This is a genomic window from Pseudobdellovibrionaceae bacterium (genome assembly GCA_023898385.1).
GTDB lineage: Bacteria > Bdellovibrionota > Bdellovibrionia > Bdellovibrionales > UBA1609.
In genome coordinates this window covers 3,006,968-3,025,642 of record CP060220.1, presented here as the reverse complement: position 1 = coordinate 3,025,642, position 18,675 = coordinate 3,006,968, and the positions used below count along the sequence as shown (strand labels likewise).

Annotated in this window: 14 protein-coding genes; 5 read left to right on the top strand and 9 right to left on the bottom strand. The window is 46.3% G+C overall.

All coding sequences use genetic code 11. From position 1 onward, the window contains the following. Positions 1 to 11: 11 nt before the first annotated feature. The 3 genes from H6626_13920 to H6626_13910 form a co-directional block, all read right to left on the bottom strand. Positions 12 to 2,558 (bottom strand): hypothetical protein, encoded by a 2,547-nt coding sequence (locus H6626_13920; GenBank protein ID USN47267.1) that lies wholly within the window; start codon positions 2,556 to 2,558, stop codon positions 12 to 14. Further along, the gene (locus H6626_13915; protein USN47266.1) at positions 2,555 to 3,739 is read right to left on the bottom strand and encodes a hypothetical protein; all 1,185 of its coding nucleotides are present in this window, start codon (positions 3,737 to 3,739) and stop codon (positions 2,555 to 2,557) included. The genes H6626_13920 and H6626_13915 overlap by 4 nt, the downstream gene beginning before the upstream one ends. A 264-nt stretch (positions 3,740 to 4,003) precedes the next feature. Then, on the bottom strand, positions 4,004 to 5,284 hold the full coding sequence (locus H6626_13910) for a hypothetical protein (GenBank protein ID USN47265.1): 1,281 nt from the start codon (positions 5,282 to 5,284) through the stop codon (positions 4,004 to 4,006). A gap of 166 nt (positions 5,285 to 5,450) precedes the next feature. Here H6626_13910 and H6626_13905 point away from each other — a divergent pair, with 166 nt between their 5' ends. Beyond that, positions 5,451 to 6,512 carry a hypothetical protein gene (locus tag H6626_13905; protein ID USN47264.1) on the top strand — a complete coding sequence of 354 codons (1,062 nt, stop codon included), beginning with the start codon at positions 5,451 to 5,453 and terminating at the stop codon, positions 6,510 to 6,512. On the opposite strand, the gene glmS is transcribed toward H6626_13905, so the two are convergent. Both glmS and glmU read right to left on the bottom strand, forming a co-directional pair. Next, positions 6,499 to 8,331 carry a glutamine--fructose-6-phosphate transaminase (isomerizing) gene (glmS, locus tag H6626_13900; GenBank protein ID USN47263.1) on the bottom strand — a complete coding sequence of 611 codons (1,833 nt, stop codon included), beginning with the start codon at positions 8,329 to 8,331 and terminating at the stop codon, positions 6,499 to 6,501. The two genes, H6626_13905 and glmS, sit on opposite strands and share 14 nt — an antisense overlap. A gap of 3 nt (positions 8,332 to 8,334) precedes the next feature. After that, positions 8,335 to 9,723: a bifunctional UDP-N-acetylglucosamine diphosphorylase/glucosamine-1-phosphate N-acetyltransferase GlmU gene (gene glmU / locus H6626_13895; GenBank protein ID USN47262.1), complete on the bottom strand. Its 1,389-nt coding sequence runs from the start codon at positions 9,721 to 9,723 to the stop codon at positions 8,335 to 8,337. Positions 9,724 to 9,814: 91 nt separating this feature from the next. Here glmU and H6626_13890 point away from each other — a divergent pair, with 91 nt between their 5' ends. From H6626_13890 to H6626_13880, 3 genes are all read left to right on the top strand, one after another. Then, positions 9,815 to 10,510, top strand: a complete 696-nt coding sequence (locus H6626_13890; GenBank protein ID USN47261.1) for a DUF2817 domain-containing protein — start codon at positions 9,815 to 9,817, stop codon at positions 10,508 to 10,510. 4 nt (positions 10,511 to 10,514) lie between these two features. Then, entirely contained in the window at positions 10,515 to 12,452 is a 1,938-nt protein-coding gene (locus H6626_13885) for a PAS domain-containing protein (protein ID USN47260.1), read from the top strand. Positions 12,453 to 12,620: 168 nt separating this feature from the next. Then, positions 12,621 to 14,021 carry a sigma-54-dependent Fis family transcriptional regulator gene (locus H6626_13880; GenBank protein USN47259.1) on the top strand — a complete coding sequence of 467 codons (1,401 nt, stop codon included), beginning with the start codon at positions 12,621 to 12,623 and terminating at the stop codon, positions 14,019 to 14,021. A 101-nt stretch (positions 14,022 to 14,122) separates the two neighbouring features. Here H6626_13880 and H6626_13875 read toward each other — a convergent pair whose 3' ends face one another. From H6626_13875 to H6626_13860, 4 genes are all read right to left on the bottom strand, one after another. Further along, the gene (locus H6626_13875) at positions 14,123 to 15,301 is read right to left on the bottom strand and encodes an ATP-binding protein (GenBank protein ID USN47258.1); all 1,179 of its coding nucleotides are present in this window, start codon (positions 15,299 to 15,301) and stop codon (positions 14,123 to 14,125) included. Between the two features lie 50 nt (positions 15,302 to 15,351). Then, complete coding sequence (locus tag H6626_13870) at positions 15,352 to 15,846, bottom strand: dihydrofolate reductase (GenBank protein ID USN47257.1); 495 nt, start codon at positions 15,844 to 15,846, stop codon at positions 15,352 to 15,354. After that, the gene (locus H6626_13865) at positions 15,843 to 16,637 is read right to left on the bottom strand and encodes a thymidylate synthase (GenBank protein USN47256.1); all 795 of its coding nucleotides are present in this window, start codon (positions 16,635 to 16,637) and stop codon (positions 15,843 to 15,845) included. The genes H6626_13870 and H6626_13865 overlap by 4 nt, the downstream gene beginning before the upstream one ends. Positions 16,638 to 16,749: 112 nt before the next feature. Beyond that, positions 16,750 to 17,229, bottom strand: coding sequence for a hypothetical protein (locus H6626_13860; protein ID USN47255.1), 480 nt, complete (start codon positions 17,227 to 17,229; stop codon positions 16,750 to 16,752). 128 nt (positions 17,230 to 17,357) lie between these two features. Here H6626_13860 and H6626_13855 point away from each other — a divergent pair, with 128 nt between their 5' ends. After that, entirely contained in the window at positions 17,358 to 18,674 is a 1,317-nt protein-coding gene (locus tag H6626_13855) for an HD domain-containing protein (GenBank protein ID USN47254.1), read from the top strand. The last annotated feature ends 1 nt before the right edge of the window (position 18,675 follow it).

Genomic DNA, 18,675 nt, shown 5'->3' with positions numbered 1-18,675 from the left:
TGGATTCGCCACTAGTGGAGCATTTGTAGGGCTTTTATAAAAGCTGCCTTTAACTTGTGGTAAGACGCGTTTTCTTCAAAGAGTTGACGACCATTCACCAATAGATCCAGTCCTTCCACCAAAAAGCTCACCTGCATATCCCTGTCGCCTCCAAGTGAACTCCAAAGCCCCAATTCATCTACCGCCAGCGTGTCTATGAACGCAGACAGAGCCTCTTGCGCGCGATCGTTAAATAATTCTACCGAGGTCAATTGGTAGGATTGATCCAAGGCTCGCACAACAGCTATCACGCCAGAGGGACTGGTTTCTGGCGCTAAACATTCCCACTGGCGGTTTAATGTTTTGCAGACCTGGCCATCCTCGCCCACTCCATATCGGGATAAAAACACAGCCAACGCCCTTTGCAAATCGGTTAAGTCCACATGAGCCTTTTCAATTCGCTTCACTATGGAAGGCTTTTCGGCATTTGACGTGAGAAAGGGTATTTTCGTCTTTCGAATATCCAGTGTGGCTCTTTTAAAACTTTCAATGGCCAAAATTGCTTGTGCCGCACCAACCACGTCAATTTCACTGCCCGTGCCATCTTCGTAGTTCTTTGTATAGGCCATGACCACATTGTCATATTGACCATCTGCCAACAAGCGATCCTTACCATCGAGGTCTACCAGTACAAAATGACTGGGATCTCTAAGTGCATTATCAAGAACCTGACCCGCAAGCCCCAAGGTCAAAAGATATATCTGTTCTTTGGGAAAAAGTTTTTTCTCGCCTGCGTCTCCTTCTACATCGGGCATAAAATCGCGAAGATTAAATATCGAAAAGGCCTTATCAAATCGTGTGGTCTCCCAGTCCACTAGGTTTCGGCTCATTTCCATAAGGTTTTCCACAAGCAGCCACTGATCCTCTGCGCGAAAAAGCTTCTTCGTGGGGGGCACATAAGCGCCGATTTTGGATTTGCCAAAAATACTTGGCACGCCGTAGACCCAATCACTTCGATCAAAGTAGTTATCTAAGCGATAAGTGGGATCGAAGCTTCCAAAATAAGGTTGCGGCAATGCCTCCGTGTCACTCCATCGGGAGATTCCAGAAAGGTACAAACTCCAATTAATTATGGACACCATATCTCGACGCATCTGTTTGTCGCCAGCTTGCGGCCACGTGGTGGACAAAGCGCCTATAAAACTGGCCACAGCCCCAATGCCGGATTCATGAGCGGATCCGGAGGGACCCACCTCTTGGCCGGTCGGCTGAACCAACAAATCCGGCCAAGTCAGTAGAGGTTGCTGACCCAATACTCGCTTTGACATATAGTCAGATAGTTTCGCTCGCAGGCCCGACCAATCATTTGCCCTTAGAGCTTCGATATCCTGTTGTTTTTTTCTAACGCCCATGACGATTATATCCCGAAGGTGATCAAGACCACTGGGCAATTCTGCCAACAATTGCTTATTAATCGCTTCTACAACATAGTTGCCAGCAGAAAGATTAATTTTTCTAAGTATTCCCTGAAAACCTTCTACCTGGATTCGAGCCAATATAAATCGCTTCGTGGTAATAGCTAAAATCACATCGGGCTTTGGCGGAATGGGATTGCAAATTGTGCGCTTAAGGCACTCAAACCCTTCTTCTGACATGGCATTAAGATAGCTATAAAGGGTGGGTGACTGCGACTTAAATACCTCTTCCCGTTCTTCCGGAGACATTTGATGCCAGAAATCCATAATAAGACGAAGTACATCATGAGAGCCGTCGGCGGCCTCGATTTTTTTCACAACGTCATCGCCTCGCAACAAATCCCTTTCAATGCGGGCCACAGTTTCTGGAGCCTCGTTGACGAGAATGGGTAGAGCTTTGCGAACCACGGACAAGTTCTTTTTCAAGATCTGATTGGGCTGAAGCTCCGCCAGTACAGGCGAAAGCGCATCTAAAATCGGCAGAACCCGCCCAGCGAGCTCAGTGATTATGATTTGAGAGATGTCTTTGTCGAGACCCATAGATTGAAATTCTCGCGGCAAGGCATTTAAAAACCCTTTCATCTTCGGGTTAATATCTTCTATGGAAACAGCACTATTAAAATGGGTTTTAAAATATTCGGTCCCCTGCCACTGGGAGCTTAGTTTTGACTGCGTTTTTACTAGCTCATCTATAACGGATCCTATTTCGTTTTCGAGTAGTTCTTTATTCTCTTCAATGGCCACTGAAAAGAACACGTCGTTTTCGGGCGGGACTGTTTGCAACTGCTTCTTAGCATACTTGAGTACACTAGACGCGGACTTGCTTTCAGCCCACTGAACCACACCTTGCTGCTCAAGGCGGCTCAGTCGCTTCATGGCACTCCAGTATTCTGCGGCGTGCACCGGCTTTTTTGACCACCTTAGCTCAGGCCCAAATCGTTCAAACTGAGACAGCCCGTTGACAGCAGAGACATCAATGCCATGACCCAAACCTGACTCATTCACGGGTCGCCTAAAAGTACTCGGGGTCTCGTCCACGGGTTTGCAACCAAATAATCCCAACACCAAGAAAACCGAATGCCATAAAACACTTCGCTTTTTCATTTGTAGAACACCTGCAGCCAGAAAATATGTTGTTGTTGATCCTCAATGTCTCGCCCAGCAATGGATGTGGTGAATTCGTAGTTGAACGTCATTGGTAGGGCAAATTTTTGCTTCAAAAATAGCTCCACTGTGGAAAAATCAACACCGAAAACGGCACTGGTGATGTAACTTTCTGTGGGTGCTCCCAACAAATCATAGCGAGAGTCTTTTGATCCCGTGTATTTATCGGCGCCTTTCCAGTCATATTCAACGCCCACATATCCGGATAACCAATGGCTTAAACGTGAAGCCATCCACGTGCCAAGGCTCATATTAATGGCCACATCACGGACCACTTCTTCTTTGCTGTGGGCTGCGGGCAGCACGTCGGATTCGTCCTTCGGAACCCTCTTTATCATCGCCTTTGGAGCAAACACTTTTGCCGCCACCTCGGTTGATAAACTAAAATCTCTTGTTCCTAAATTGTCATCACGGATGATTTTTTGCTCAAAAGCCAAATTACCAAAGGCTCCCAAGTCAGTGAGGTCGTCAGGGTTTGGGTCGGGCCCTGTGGGCAACTCTAAAGTGGACCGCAGCTGCCACTGGCTTCTCGCGGACTGACTAAATTGCCAAAGGCTCATGAGCCTTATATCTCCCAAAAATTGGTCATTTTTGCCATCAAGAGGTTCATATCCCTTCTCACTTAAAGCCACTTTAAGCTCATCGCGAAGGTCCACTGCCGCCAGCTGCTGAAGGCCCGCATCAATTTCGGCTGATAAACCGCCCACTTGTTGTTGAACCTGGGCAATGTTGTTTTCTGAACGCGTGACTTGTATGTGGTTAACGTACTTCAAAATAGGAAGGCCGATCCCCAATGTCCAATTTTTATTTAGCCCGTAGGCGAGGGCCGGCGCCCAATAGCTTACCTCTGGTCGCGCACGAATCGACAGCAGTCCAAGCGACAGCTGCGAGCCTAACCTATGGGGGCTGAGAGCATCAAGGGCCGTAATCAATCTTTTGGCATCATCATCTAATAATGACAGCATTTGGGCATCGACCACAAAAGAATTTTTGCGGTCTAAATGTTCATACAGGCCACTTTCGCTATAGCGATAGCTCAAGCGGTCCATATGCCCCAGCTGAAGATTGATGCCAAATACGCCTTCTGGCAATACATCCGTGCGCCCGGCCCAGCTATTCACTGTGACCACTAACCCTAATAGCAACACCAAGCCATTGAGATATTTGATGGGCGCTCTCCTCGTAGATGGTCAAACAGTAGCAGATCTTATGCCAGGAGAACACCAAGAGAATTCACCTTGTCCACAGGCCCAGACTAATCACAGTTTGCGAAAACCCTTAAAAAAATTACGAATGCACGGGGGACACAGGCCCCTGAAACCCTATCATTATTTCAATGTCTTGCCAAAAAATGTCAGACCCGGCTTGGTTGGGCACCAAAGAAATTATGCGGATTTTAAATTGCGACCACGCTGAGGTAACGGCTGATCAGCAGAAGCAGTTTTAAAAAAAGTGAGGTGGAGGTATTCAAGAAAACGCTTCCATTCATGTACTGGCTTAACTCTAACAATTTTGGCCCCGTAAAGCTGATTCATGGTGCGCACAATTTGAATTTCCAGTTGGATAGTAATGTCTTTTGAAACCTTTAGTGCCAAATGCCCATGTTGGGAGTCTAATTGACCCATTGAATTATTAAATAGCAAGAGGCCCTTGTCGGAAATATCAAACACGCGAACAAACTGCATTTGTCCCGATGACGATTCGGTAAAAATACCAGAACAGTTGACGGGGTAGCGATATGTTTCTCGAGGACCAGAGGACACACTAGTCACCTCAAGTGTCTCCTGCAGATCACTTGGGTAAATTTTTGTCAAAATCTCCTTATCCCATTCGGTGAGCGTCTTGAGACCGGTGATGTTTTTCTTAAATAGGTCTTTCAATAAATCTAAATGAAAGCCGGGATCAAAGGCACGAAAATATTTTCTTTCTGGAAAAACATAGGCCCTGGGATACCTATCCCAATGCATGTAATGAATCAGTGGGATATCCAGTTTCGGTCCAAAAAACACTGATTCGACATGATTTTGAACTTGGTTATTTTTTAAATCAATAGTCATCGCTGCCGCCGGAGCGTGATTGGCACCTTTGTAGTACATGACCTTTTTATCAACAAAGCGAGCATTGAAAAATGCTGAGTAAAACGGAGTACTATAGGGGTGAACTGCAAGAGTCAAAAAATCAACGCCTAAAGTATTCAAGGCGTATCGATACAGATATCCTGTCAGTGGAAGTAACAACCGCCCCTTTTGGTTTCTGTAATTTGGTTTAATAGATAGTGTTGATATCTCAGCTATGCGATTTCCGCTTTTCCTTAAAAAATCAAGGGGCCAAAGGCTTTCCATAGGTAACTTGAGTGGGTTATCAAGAATCACTGACATTGTGGCAATAACTTGGTCGTGGTGCTTAACAATGATAACCGAAGTCGTTGGCAACAGTGCATGTTTTGTCAAGCGAAGCATCTCGTCATCAAGTTCACAAAGACCCGCCAAAAAATAATTTTCGTAAATAAGCTTGTATGCAGAAAGGATTTCATCTGGCGTCTCTGCTACCTTTATCACGAATTGTTGGTTAAACTCTTCCAACGAAAAGGGCTTGAGCGACTTTAAAAAAAAACGCTCCTTTAAGGAGTGAGGGAGCCACTTTGCAATAATTTTTTTTAGACCCATAGAGTACCCCGGCGCGATTGATGGCGCTCCTCATGTCATCATACTCCAACGGCAGGCTAAAAGCTCGAAATCTCAAAATTTACAAATACATACGTATCATTTTGAGACAATTGATGGTTAACTTATATACGATCCCCAACCCAAACTATGTCTAAGGACGTTACAAGTGCGAGAAAAAATTCTAAAATTACTGGATGATGCCCGCTGGTATCCATCGGGCGACAATGCTCAACCCTTTGACTTTGTAATTGGCCGGGATGAATTTTCCGTTCACCACGTCAAAGAACGTGGCAAACATGTGTTTAATATAAAAAACTCGAGTTCCATGATGGCCCTAGGTGCCTTGCTCGAGCTCCTCGAGATTGCCGCCAGTCGGATGAAGTTGCGTCTTGATGTGGAGATTATGCCAAGCCAATTAGATGCTAGAGTTCATGTTGTTGAGGATGAGACCATAGCTATAGACAATCTGGCCGCCAAGGCGCATCTTCGCCTAACCGATCGGCGCCCCTATAACCTTGATATTGATATGCCAGCCCTTAAAGCTGCGGTCGATGGCGCGGGTGGCGTAGATTTGGCGCATGTTCATATCTTAAAAAACAATGGTCAAAAAAAATTACGCGATTTTCTAATTGGCTCGGATCAGATTGTCTGGACCTATTTTGGGGCGTTCTTGGATATTACAAAAACCATTGATTTTACTAATTCTGGCACCGTCAAGTGGGGACTATCGCCAGAGAATTTGGGCATTAAGCCGTTTGATGTGAAGGCAATTCACTTAATGTCGCTTTATCCAGCCTTGTACCGAATAGCCAATTTTCTTGGAATTATGGGCAAGGTCGGAAAGAGTAATGCTGAAAAAGCTTTTTCAGCCACTCCTGCTTATGTACTTCTAACAGCGGATTCTTACGATTTTATTTCAGCAGGTCGGTTTATATTGCGAGTATGGACGTCTCTCTGTGGCCAAGGATTTTCTGTTCAGCCTATCACCTCAGCCATAATTCCTATGTATGGCTATTTAAATGGTTGCACCCAAGACTATCCTAAAAAATATTTGCAGTTTTGTGAGGCTAATAAAACCACCCTCGGTGATCTTTTTGGCACAAATAAACTGCCCCTATTTTTGTTTCGAGTGGGTCAGGTGAATAATCCCATGCCAGAAAGTATGAAAATCTCCCGCCTTGACGTCGACACACTGATTCGAAAATCGGGGCGCGCTACTCCACCGTAACCGACTTGGCTAAATTTCGCGGCTGATCCACATCCCGCCCCATGGCATCGGCCACATGATAGGCCAATAGCTGAAGGGGAATCACCTCTAACAGTGGATTGATGGTCCAATGTGCTGGGGGCAATGCCAAATAATGGGCACTCAGACCTTTGAGTTTATCATTATCGCCGGTACCAATGGAAATAATCACTCCCCCGCGCGCTTTCGCCTCTTCGAGGTTACTCACTGTCTTTTCATATAAGTCATCACTGGGAGCCAACATAATTATGGCCATAGTCTCATCAATTAAAGCCAACGGACCATGTTTCATTTCGCCAGCTGCATACCCTTCGGCATGCATATAGGCGAGTTCTTTTAGCTTCAATGCCCCTTCCATGGCCACTGGATAATTAGCCCCACGACCCATATACAAAAACCCACGGTAACCTTTTAGAGTCTCAGCCGCTTCATTAAAAAACTTGTCGTAGGCCAACACGGTTTCCATCTGACTGGGGGCCCCTAACAAGTCTTGTACTAATTCTTTTTCAAGACCCAACCCCAATTGGCCTTTGGATTTCGCTATGGCTAAGGCCAACAGATTCATTAAAGTTAGGCTAGCCACAAAGGCCTTTGTGCTGGCCACACCTATTTCAATACCGGCATTCATATAGAGATGACCGTCAGCCTCACGATCAATGCTCGAGCGCTTCACATTACAAATACTGAGTGTCGTTACACCCTCTGACTTTACCTGTCTTAAAGCTGCCAACGTATCTGCTGTTTCACCACTTTGAGAAATAAACACCACTAGCGAATTTTTAGGGATTACCGGATGCCGATAGCGAAACTCACTGGCAATATCAACTTCCACGGGAATTCCAGCAAGGCGCTCCACATAGTACTCGCCCACCATTCCCGCATAGTAGCTGGTGCCACAAGCCACGACGAAAACGCGCTCCACTCCGGCCAGAACAGCGGTGGTGTCTTTGCCAAAGCCCACATCGTTTAAATTTACTGAATGGGTTTCTGTATTCACATGTGGCTCTAAGGCGGCAGCCACGGCCCTGGGTTGTTCAAAGATTTCTTTAAGCATGAAGTGGGGATATCCCTGTTTCTCGGCTTGCTCGGGGCTCCAGTCCACCACCGTCAGGGTTTTCTCCAGTGGCCGGCCAGTTCGGTCGGTTAACCGAAATTCATGACCCTTGATGTGCGCGACTTGATCGTCTTCGAGGTAGTACACATTTTTTGTGTACTTCACCATTGCTTGCACATCGCTCGCCACTATAACAGAGTCTGGGGTTTGCCCCACAATAAGGGGTGGTCCATTTTTAAAAGCCACCATTTCATCCGGTTGATCAGACGACACTGCCAATATGGAATACGCTCCGGTGAGTTGGGGTAAGATTTTTAATACCGCCGAATATAGATCTTCACCAGCATCAACTTCTTTCGAGATTAAATGAGCCACTAATTCTGAATCTGTGTCTGACTGAAATTCGGCATTAGGAAGTTCATCACGCAGTTCTTGATAATTTTCGATGATTCCGTTGTGCACGATACTTATGCCCTTTACACAATGGGGGTGAGCATTTCGCTCACTTGGGGCACCATGTGTGGCCCAACGGGTGTGCCCAATGCCAAGATGGCCTGAAAACACCTGAGTCTTTAGTTTTTCTTTAAGGTTTGTGAGTTTTCCCTGGGCCCGGACACGTTTAAACTGATCGCCATCAAGAATGGCCACACCGGCGCTGTCGTACCCCCTGTATTCAAGGGCCTTCAATCCATTAATAATGACATCTTTGGGGTCTTCGGGGCCTAAGTAACCAACTATTCCACACATATACTACTCGTCGTTATTTGATTTTTTTGGCTGGTAGTTTTCTTTGATCACTTGCCGCCCACGGGCCACAGCCAAAGCACCTGCCGGAACGTCTTTTGTGATGGTTGATCCTGAGCCAATAACCGCACCGTCTCCTACTGAAAGCGGCGCAACAAATTGGGTATCGCTTCCGACAAATACATCTTTGCCAATCACTGTTTTATACTTTTTATGATCAGCCGCATAGTTGCAGGTGATAGTTCCGCAGCCGATATTCGTATTGGCGCCAATTTCGGCATCACCCAAGTAGGTCAAGTGAGATGCCTTTGCACCATCACCGAACTTCACCTTTTTCAGCTCAACGAAATTGCCCACGCGTGCATCGACACCCACTTCTGTGTCAGGCCGCAGTCGTGCATAGGGTCCAACAATGGCTTTCGCTTTAACCACGGCTTGCTCAAGATACGATCCTGCCCTTACCTGTACCGCCTCAGAAAGTTCACTGTCAGATAAATAACAATGAGACTCGATCACGCAAAAACGATCCATACGGGTGGTCCCTCTGAGGTAACTACCTGGGTAGATCACACTACCTGCACCTACAAATACATTGTCTTCAATGTAGGTGTGATCTGGATCAACGATGATAACACCCTCGTCCATTAAAGCTTCTGCTTTCCGAAGGAAGGCTTTCTTTGTTGCCACGGCCAACTGTCTTTGCGAATTCACACCCTCAGCCACGTGGGCTGGAGATTCAATGGGGGCACAAACATGTCCACCATCAAAGGCCAACGAAATAATATCTGTGAAATAATATTCGCCCTGCACATTGTTGTTTTCGATTCGCGGCAGAAACTGCTTTAGAATTTCACCATCTAGAACATAAATGCCTGTGTTGATCTCTTTAATTGCCAAGGTGTCTGCAGAGGCATCTTTGGCCTCAACGACGGCGCGCACATGGTCCATGTGTCGCACAATACGGCCGTAACTGCCGGGGTCTTCAAGTTCGGTGGTCACAACCGATAACATTGCAGACCCCTTACGAAATCGGGACACCATGTTTTTAATGTCTTTAGCCGTGATGAGGGGATGGTCGCCATTAAGTATGACAACTGTGCCCTCCATTTCTTCAGCTCGCGCCGAACGCACCGCATCGGCCGTACCCAACTGAGACTCTTGTTTTAGGCACACCGCACCCATCGGTTCGACCACTTGCCGTACGAGCATTTCACCATAGCCAACCACCACTCGTATTTCTTTGGCTCCGGCCTGTTTAGCCGCCTCAACCACCCGCCCGACCATAGGACGGCCAGCAACGGGGTGCAGAACTTTGGGCAATGGCGATTTCATGCGCGTGCCCTGGCCTGCTGCCAATACTATCACCGAGAAGTTTTTATTATCAGATTTTGCCATAACCCGCTTGGATTACGTGGAGTTGCCTTAAAGGTCAAGAACGGACATCCCGGCCATTTACACGTGAGGCCACCTTCTCTACACTGAAACTATGAAGATTTTTGCAAATCCTCAATGGGCCACATCTAATGACGGAAAACCCATTGCCTTATATTCCTCCTTTGATTTGGGTAGCAAAACTCCTGAAGCTCCCGTTGTTGTCGTTGGCGGCGTTCATGGCGACGAACCCGAAGGCGTCTATCTGGTGGATGGACTTTTGAGTTGGCTAAGGAGTTTAAATCAACCGACACCTGTTTCATGGATTATCATACCTTGCTTAAATCCAGACGGATTGAGCAAAAATCAAAGAGTGAACGGTCGAGGTGTCGATCTCAATAGAAACTACCCAAGCAGCAACTGGAGCTCTGAGTACAAAGAGCCCCGGTACTATCCGGGGCCTCATCCCGGCAGCGAACCCGAAATTCAAGCTTTTGTTGAACTGATTAAAGCTTACAAACCCCCGTTGTTGATTCATTGTCATTCTTGGAACCCCTGCGTGGTCTTAACCGGAGAGCCCGGCCACTGGGCGGCCAAACACCTGTGTGATTCATCTGGCTATGAATTGGTCGACAATATCGGTTACCCCACACCCGGCAGCCTCAGCCATTTTGGCTGGTCTGATATGAAAATTCCTGTGATTTGTATTGAGGCTGAAGAAAGACTAAATAGCTGTGAAGTGTGGCCCAAGTTTTCTGGCGGCTTTGCCAATATTTTTTTGAGCAAAAAACCAACTACTGCGGCGGGCTAGTTTTATGACAGATGTTCATTCAAGTATTCTTGTCATTGGTCACCCGAAACCACAATCCATCGAGCTGGGAGCAGATTTTTCACCAAGCCTGCAACACGCAAAAAATAAAGTTTTGTCTGCAAAATACAAAGTGATTGTGTTCCCTTTGAGCTCGAAGTCTTTTAGTGAACTTGTTGATTTACTTCATCGAGTGGGCCAAAACTCACCAGAAACCATCGGCATTGGAGTGCTCGGCGACATAGCCTTTGACCAACTCCAACAGGTGGTCAATCAAACACGAACTCTCAGAATATGTCATTCTTATGAATCAGGTGAACTTGAGGCCTCCATTCACAAGGCTCTTGAGACCCACGCTCAACAACAACAGCACACAGAACTGTTGCAAATGGCAAGTGAGCAAAACAATAAATTGATTGAACTGACAAAAGAGCTTGAAGTCTTGATGGTTCGCCGTGAAGACAAACTACACCGTTCACGAGAACGAACCGAAGTGGCCAGTCGAAAAATAGCGGCCTTGCAAAAAGCGCTTTTGGCCGTACATAAAGCCCGTTCTCTCGCCGAAATGGAGCGCATGCTAACAGAAGCCCTAAAAGAACCCCTCGGCCTAATTTGGACTCGTATATTTTTAGGGGCGGAAGGCCAACAAGTGGAAGAACAGCTTTCGCGAAATAACGCCTTCGCCATCGCAAAATCGCCCCTCGGTCTTGGCGGGGCTGAACTGGGGCGAATTTGGTTTGCCCGGCCGACAAAAAACAATTTCAAAAAAGAAGAGCGCTTGTTCTTGCAACAAATTGCTGAGGCCGTGGCGTTGGCGGTGGATCGGGTTTCAAAACTCAATCAAGCAGAAAACTTAAAACAACAGTGGGAGGCCACTTTTGACGCCATTTCTGATCCGATCGCCATTGCTGATACGGACTGGAAAATCATTCGGACCAATCGTTCGTTTGCCGAGGCTTGCCACAGGCCCATCACTCAGCTTGCTGGCGAAGATGCTTTTGAAACTTTTTTCTTAACTGATGAAGATCGTCCTCAATTAAAAGACCAATCCATTGTACAACTGCAAAAGACCAGAACAAAAGGTTCAGAATCAAGAACTTTTCAAGTGAATTGCCAAAAGATTATAGATCGCCAGCACCAAGGTGATGTGATCTTAATGATGCTTCGAGATATTACCGATCAACAGCGAATGAAACGACAGCTACTTGAGTCTGCAAAAATGGCAGAGCTCGGTACAATCGGAAGCAGCATTGCCCACGAACTCAATAACCCTTTAGGTGGAATGATTTCTTTTCTGCAACTGCTAAAAATGGATGGCGAAAACAACGCCGACATCGTCGACGACATCAATAACATGGAGCAGGCGGCCCAACGCTGTAAAGAAATCGTCGAAAACCTACTTGGCTTCACCCGCCAACAAGACAACAGTGAACCAAGATGGATTGACCTTCGAGACGTTATCACTCAAGCCTTAAAAATAGTGGAGCTGCAAGCCCGGTCGCAGGGGGTGGATGTGCATGTGAGTGTGCCTGATCATCCTGTTGAAGTTGAGGGGCAATTTAATCTGCTGTCGCAGGCGCTATGTAATGTACTGCAAAATGCCAACGAGGCCGTGGCCGACCAGGCTGAACATGATCCTCGATTCGTTGGACAGATCGAAGTTCGCCTGGACGATGCTGTTCAAGGCCACCCGGCGATCACCGTCACAGACAATGGTCCGGGGATTTCTAGCGACATTGCCCCGCAAATTTTTAATCCACTATTTACAACGAAAGATTCCAGCAAAAGCTCTGGATTGGGGCTAACCCTGGCATACAACATTGTTCGTGAGCACAATGGGCATATAGAAATTACTTCCCAGCCTAACGGCGGAACGACGGCAAAAATTTCTTTTAAACGTCTAGATTTATCAAAACCCAGCCAAGTTTTTGACAGCAAAATTTGACACTACTTAAAGCCATTTCATAAACTTAAAGTATGGCTGTTGGTGCTCACTAATAGCTTCCTCGCCTGAGCATCTAGTACGTACGCATTTTATTTTGATCGGCGGCCATTAGGACAGTGTACGTCTCCAAGACGGAGATGAATCGGCTTAACCACGGAAGGAAAGCGCATGCAGACTCAACGAATCTTAATTGTTGATGACGAAACAAGTCTAAGAACAGCCCTGTTTCGAGCCTTAGATCAAAAAGGATACAGTGTAATTACCGCTGGTTCAAAAAAGGAAGCTCTCACCTTGAGTCAGGGTGGAAAGGGCTTAGACCTTGCTTTAATTGACTTAAGATTACCCGATGGCGATGGACTTGATCTGTTGACCACAATTAAAGAACTGCATCCTCGTTGCCAGGTGGTTATTCTCACTGGGTTCGGTACCATTGAACTGGCTGTGAAGGCCACCCGAAAAGGCGCCTCGCATTTTGTCAGTAAGCCCTTCAATCTTGAAGAAGTTCTGAGCATGGTAGACAAGCTCCTCGACAACAGCAAACTGCAACAAGAAAACCAAAAGTTGCGATCTGCTCTTCACAGTAAATACAAGTTCGATAACATTATTGGACAAAGTGAAGGCATCGGCAAAGTTCTCGAACTGATCGAGCGAGTCTCTGAGTCCGACTCCACTGTTTTGATCACAGGTGAGAGCGGCACAGGAAAAGAACTTGTGGCCAAAGCGATCCATTACAACTCTTTGCGCAACAACCAGCCCTTTGTCCCCATCAATTGCGGAGCCATCCCTGGCGAACTGATGGAGAGTGAACTGTTTGGTCACGTCAAGGGGGCTTTTACCGGCGCCATTTCTAACCGAATGGGTCGATTTGAAATGGCTGAAGGCGGAACCGTATTTCTTGATGAAATAGGTGAAATGGAACCCAACTTACAAGTAAAACTCCTTCGAGTGCTGCAAGAACGACGCTTTGAGCCTGTGGGCAGTGCAAAAAGCCTGGTGTGCAATGTTCGAGTGATTGCCGCGACCAATATTGATCTTGAAAAAGCTGTGGCAGAAAGCCGTTTTCGTGAAGACCTTTTTTACCGACTAAACGTTATTCCCATTGAAATCCCGCCACTTCGGACCAGAAAAACGGACATCCCACTACTCTTTCATTATTTTATGGAGCAGTTCAACCGGAATAAACAACGGGCCCTACAAGGGGTATCGCCTGATGCCATGGACCTGCTCAATAACTACCCTTGGCCCGGTAACATTCGTGAGCTAGAAAACCTGGTAGAGAGATTGGCCATTCTTAAAGGATCGGGCATCGTTGATGTCTATGACTTGCCTCAGAAGTATCGTGGTAAACACAATTTCGTACCAAGCCCTGACAAAGTGGAAATCCCTGAGTCAGGAGTGGATTTCAACTCGGCCGTTGATGCCTACGAAAACCAACTCATTTTAAAGGCACTAGAAAAAACGGGTTGGAATAGAAACCAGGCGGCCATGTTATTGAAACTCAATCGAACCACTCTCGTTGAGAAAATCAAAAAGAAAGGCCTGCTGCCACCCCACGAGATGGACGCTTAAGATTGTTTCCGAGCGTAGGTGAAAAACGTAAACGGCTCAGGCTCGGAACGATCACGCTGCTCAATAATTTCAAAATCTTTTATTAAGGCGGCCCTTCAAATTTATTTTTTAGATGGAAATATTTCATCAAGCCCCAAAGACCAGGGAACACAATTTACACCTAAAACTTCTTTTCTAATGGGGTCGTTCGACAAATAATAGGCTTTATTCGCCATAAACTCCTTTTGGATACTAGCTAACTTTTTGACTTCTATCTCATCGATTTTTTCTGACGACTTAATTTCAACAAGCAATGTTTCTTTGGGACCACGAGATAAGACGATATCCACTTCGCCTCCCGCTGTGGTTTCGAAATAAGAAATCCTGTAGTCCTGATGGAGGTATTCATTGAGACGAAAGATTTCACAAATAATAAACTGCTCAAAGGTATCGCCATAATAACTGGTTCCGGGAACCACTTTAGCATGTAAGCTCCGTTCAAGAGCCCGCTTAACGCCACAGTCAAATAGGTAAAATTTGGGTGACTTGCGTTGACTTTTTCGAACTGAGCGATGAAAGGGTGGGAGGTAAAACCCAAGGTAGGTATCAACCAAAATATCGTAATAACTATGGACGGTTTTGTCGTCAACGCCCACATCTTTGGCAACTTTTGATGCATTCACAATTTTGCCGCTCATTTGGGCTGCTATTTCAAGAAACTCCCGAAAGGGTTTGAGCTTTCGAACTAACTGCTCAAGCTGCACTTCTTCCTTTACGTAAGCCAAGGCATAAGTACGCAAGTAATTGTGCCTCTGATCATCGAACTCAAAAAAACAAACCGACGGAAGTGTGCCAAAGTTGAGAGCCTGCTCTAAGTTGAAATGGTCTCCTAGCTCCCGGTGAGTTAGAGGAAATAGTCTTTCAGAAAAAGCTCTACCAGCCAGTAAATTGGCGCTTTGCTGTTTCAACTTTCGAGCACTGGATCCGGTGAGAACAAACACCACCTGATGGCTTTCAATAAGCCTGTGTGCCAAATCCAGGAGCTTTGGTACTTTTTGAATTTCGTCGATAATGATAACCTTGGGCTTAATCTTGGAAGCTAGGAATTCAGATTCTAGTGAGTCAGGATCCCGCAGAAACCGGTCCTCAATCTCTGCCTTTAACAGGTCGAAGTACCAGTAATCGTCGGTATCAAATAGGGGTAAAATTTCCTTCTGAATAAACGTGGTTTTACCGGTACCACGCGCCCCAAAGAGCAATAAGCTATTGTTTTTATTGAACTTTATTATCCTCTTGACCATACTCCGAAATTCTAACCAAATTTCGGAGTATGGTCAAGAGCTATGGACGCTTAAGATTGTTTCCGAGCGTAGGTGAAAAACGTAAATGGCTCTGGCTCGGAACGATCACGCTGCTCAATAATTTCAAAATCTTTTAAATCGACCGTGGGGTATTTTGCATCACCAGGGTAGTCTTTGTGAATGCGAGTCAAATATATAATATCAACAATATCCATAGACTGACGGTAGATCTCTCCGCCACCAATAATGAAAATCTCATCACCGTATTTATCGGTGAATTGTTTGCAGTATTCGATGGCCTCTTCCAGCGACGCCACCACGTGGGCCCCAGGAGCATCGTAATCGGTGTTTCGGGTGACTACCACATTCAATCGATCGGGCAACGGGTGCTCTACACACTCGTAAGTCTTTCGTCCCATGATGATGGCGTGCCCACGGGTTTTATCTCGAAAGAACTTCATGTCCTCAGGGATATTCCAAGGAAGGCCCCCTTCAACACCAATCACATCGTTTTGTGCTGCTGCCACAATATGGGACAAAGTCATACAGCCACCTCCGCCTTAATATGTGGATGAGGATCGTAGTTTTTAATTTCAAAATCCTCGAATTTAAAATCAAAAATTGATTTAACGTTGGGGTTGATCTCTAGTGTGGGCAACTCACGTAGCGACCTTGAAAGTTGCAAGCGCGCCTGATCGAGATGATTTGAATAAAGATGAGCATCACCCAAAGTATGTATGAACTCGCCGGGCTTCAGGCCGGTGACCTGAGCCATCATCGCCGTTAAAAGCGAATAACTGGCGATATTAAACGGCACACCCAAGAAAATATCTGCACTTCGTTGGTAAAGCTGACAAGACAGGCGGCCATCAGCCACATAAAACTGAAAAAACGCATGGCATGGTGGCAGTGCCATTTGATCCAACTCGCCGGGGTTAAAGGCCACCACAAGGTGCCGTCTTGAGCTGGGATTATTCTTAATGCTATCCACCACTTCAGCAATTTGATCGACCGTTCCGCCACCTGGCTTCTGCCACGAGCGCCATTGGGCACCGTAAACCCGTCCCAAATCGCCATTTTCATCAGCCCACTCGTTCCAGATACGCACCCCGTGTTCAGTGAGAGATTTAGTATTGGTATTTCCGCTTAAAAACCATAGCAGTTCATGAACCACCGATTTTAGGTGAATCTTCTTTGTCGTCACCAAAGGGAAGCCTTGCTGCAAATCAAAACGCATTTGATGTCCAAAAACACTTATTGTGCCGGTGCCCGTACGATCTTCGCGGCTGACACCGTGATCCAGCACATGCTGCATTAACTCGACATACTGTTTCAAAGGAACCTCCAAAAGTGTCCCCACCATAGCGCAAATCAAGGGTGATGCGGTAGTCCCACAGAAGAAACACTGACTGCGTCATTTTGATGATATACGCCCTCAGGCTGACCCTCTAGAACAGTGCGTTTGGTTGATCCGGAATCATGTTGCTAGCACAATTTTGAAACTCACGGCTGTAGGCTGTATGGCGGAGGCCGTCTTCATACCAGCGGATTTCAATAAGCTCTCGCGTCTCCGGAACCATAATAAAAAGAAGATCTCCGTACATCTCACCGGCTGCCGTAGTGATTTTATCGTAGGATTCAAGGCGCACCAGCCGATGCGCTGATGAACTGTAAACAACCCCTTCGGTATCGGGTCGATATAGATTTCTCTGATGCGACATAAGATCAGTCTGCTGTTGCGCCAATTGAGAAAAATTCTCGGCCTCGTGAACATACCAGCCCAGTGACAACAGCGCTTGATTGCTGGCACAAGTTTCGTGACTCAGAGGTCGAACCATTTCTGGATACACTTCGGCCTGCACAAAAACAGGGGCTAGATATAAGAGTCCGAGCAGCGGCCACAAATGGGCCGCAACAGACCTGCGCATAATTCCTCCGGAATTGAAAACCTATTGATTTTTAAACAGGTCGAAGCCGGTGGCAACCCCCTCTTAATGCCTTGCATAAAATTGGATTATTCAGTGCGAAGTAGGCGACCAGAGGCTATAGAAACCCCATGGAGATTCGCGATCCTATTCACGGGTCCATAGAACTTTCTAGGGGCGAGGAAAAAATCATCGATTCTGCTGCGTACCAAAGGTTGCGGCAAATCAAGCAATTGGGATTTTCGGAATTCAGTTTTCCGGGAGCCACCCACAATCGTTTCATTCACAGCATTGGGGCTTGCCATCTTGCTGGTCGGGCTTTTGATTCTATTTTTCGTGATTTTAAATTTAGCACCGCCGATAAGCGCGCCCTTCTTCGTCAATCACTTCGACTGGCAGCTTTACTTCACGATGTAGGACACGGCCCCTTAAGCCATACAACAGAAGAAGTGATGCCGTTTTTGTCGGAGCTAAAAATTTCGGCTTACGAACACCGACGAACCGACATGGACCCCTCATCATTGTTTATCGATTCCAAGCGACGGGCTGACCATGAGGACTACACAATTAAGTTTGTCACTGACTCTCCCTTGGCCGAAATCATTCGCAAAGCGTTTCCAGACATTAACCCACTAAATGTGGCTTGCTTAATTGATAACAGCTTGCAAACTCCTGATGATTTCTTTCACGACCAGGGATTTGATTTTCGCACCATCTTTAGCCAGCTCGTCAGCTCTGAATTAGATGTGGATCGAATGGACTATTTAGAGCGCGATGCCTATTTTTGCGGAACCAACTATGGGCGTGTGGAACTGGGGTGGCTACTCGCCAACCTCACCTATCATCCGGTCAATGGGCGAATGCATTTGGCATTAAACCGCAGAGCGCTTTACACCTTTGATGATTTTTTGCTTTCTCGCCACCATATGCATCTAATGGTTTATTTTCATCACAAAGCCATTATCTACGAAGAAATGCTTTTGCGATTTCTCACATCTAAAGATTGCGGCTTTCGTTTACCCGCTGATATCAATCAGTATATTCACTTTACCGATTACTCGCTCTATCAACATATGGCCACATCTGATAACGAGTGGGCCAAGCGCATCTCTAATCGCCGCCCTTATAAAATGTTGTTTGAACTGCACTCGACAGAGCCCAATCCCCGAGCTGAGAACATGAAGGCGGAGTTCGAACGACACAACGTTAAAGTGATCTACTCCAACTCCACCATGCGGCTTAGTAAGTACCATGGCGGAAGCCCTCTTGAACGGGTGTTTCCCATCTATGTGGTGGACCATTACGATCGAATGGCCACTCCTTACCCCATTGAAGATACAACAGAAATTTTTCAAAAGTACGAAGAGATTCGCCGTATTGAACGTCTCTATGTAGCACCCGAACAGTTTGACGAAGCTGAGACTTTGTTAGTTGAAAAGAGAATGTGAG

Coding starts and splice junctions, on each gene's coding strand:
- H6626_13910 (USN47265.1), bottom strand. CDS start 5,284: ATGGGTCTAAAAAAAATTATTGCAAAGTGGCTCCCTCACTCCTTAAAG.
- H6626_13855 (USN47254.1), top strand. CDS start 17,358: ATGGAGATTCGCGATCCTATTCACGGGTCCATAGAACTTTCTAGGGGC.
- H6626_13890 (USN47261.1), top strand. CDS start 9,815: ATGAAGATTTTTGCAAATCCTCAATGGGCCACATCTAATGACGGAAAA.
- H6626_13870 (USN47257.1), bottom strand. CDS start 15,846: ATGACTTTGTCCCATATTGTGGCAGCAGCACAAAACGATGTGATTGGT.
- H6626_13885 (USN47260.1), top strand. CDS start 10,515: ATGACAGATGTTCATTCAAGTATTCTTGTCATTGGTCACCCGAAACCA.
- H6626_13860 (USN47255.1), bottom strand. CDS start 17,229: ATGCGCAGGTCTGTTGCGGCCCATTTGTGGCCGCTGCTCGGACTCTTA.
- H6626_13880 (USN47259.1), top strand. CDS start 12,621: ATGCAGACTCAACGAATCTTAATTGTTGATGACGAAACAAGTCTAAGA.
- glmU (USN47262.1), bottom strand. CDS start 9,723: ATGGCAAAATCTGATAATAAAAACTTCTCGGTGATAGTATTGGCAGCA.
- glmS (USN47263.1), bottom strand. CDS start 8,331: ATGTGTGGAATAGTTGGTTACTTAGGCCCCGAAGACCCCAAAGATGTC.
- H6626_13875 (USN47258.1), bottom strand. CDS start 15,301: ATGGTCAAGAGGATAATAAAGTTCAATAAAAACAATAGCTTATTGCTC.
- H6626_13920 (USN47267.1), bottom strand. CDS start 2,558: ATGAAAAAGCGAAGTGTTTTATGGCATTCGGTTTTCTTGGTGTTGGGA.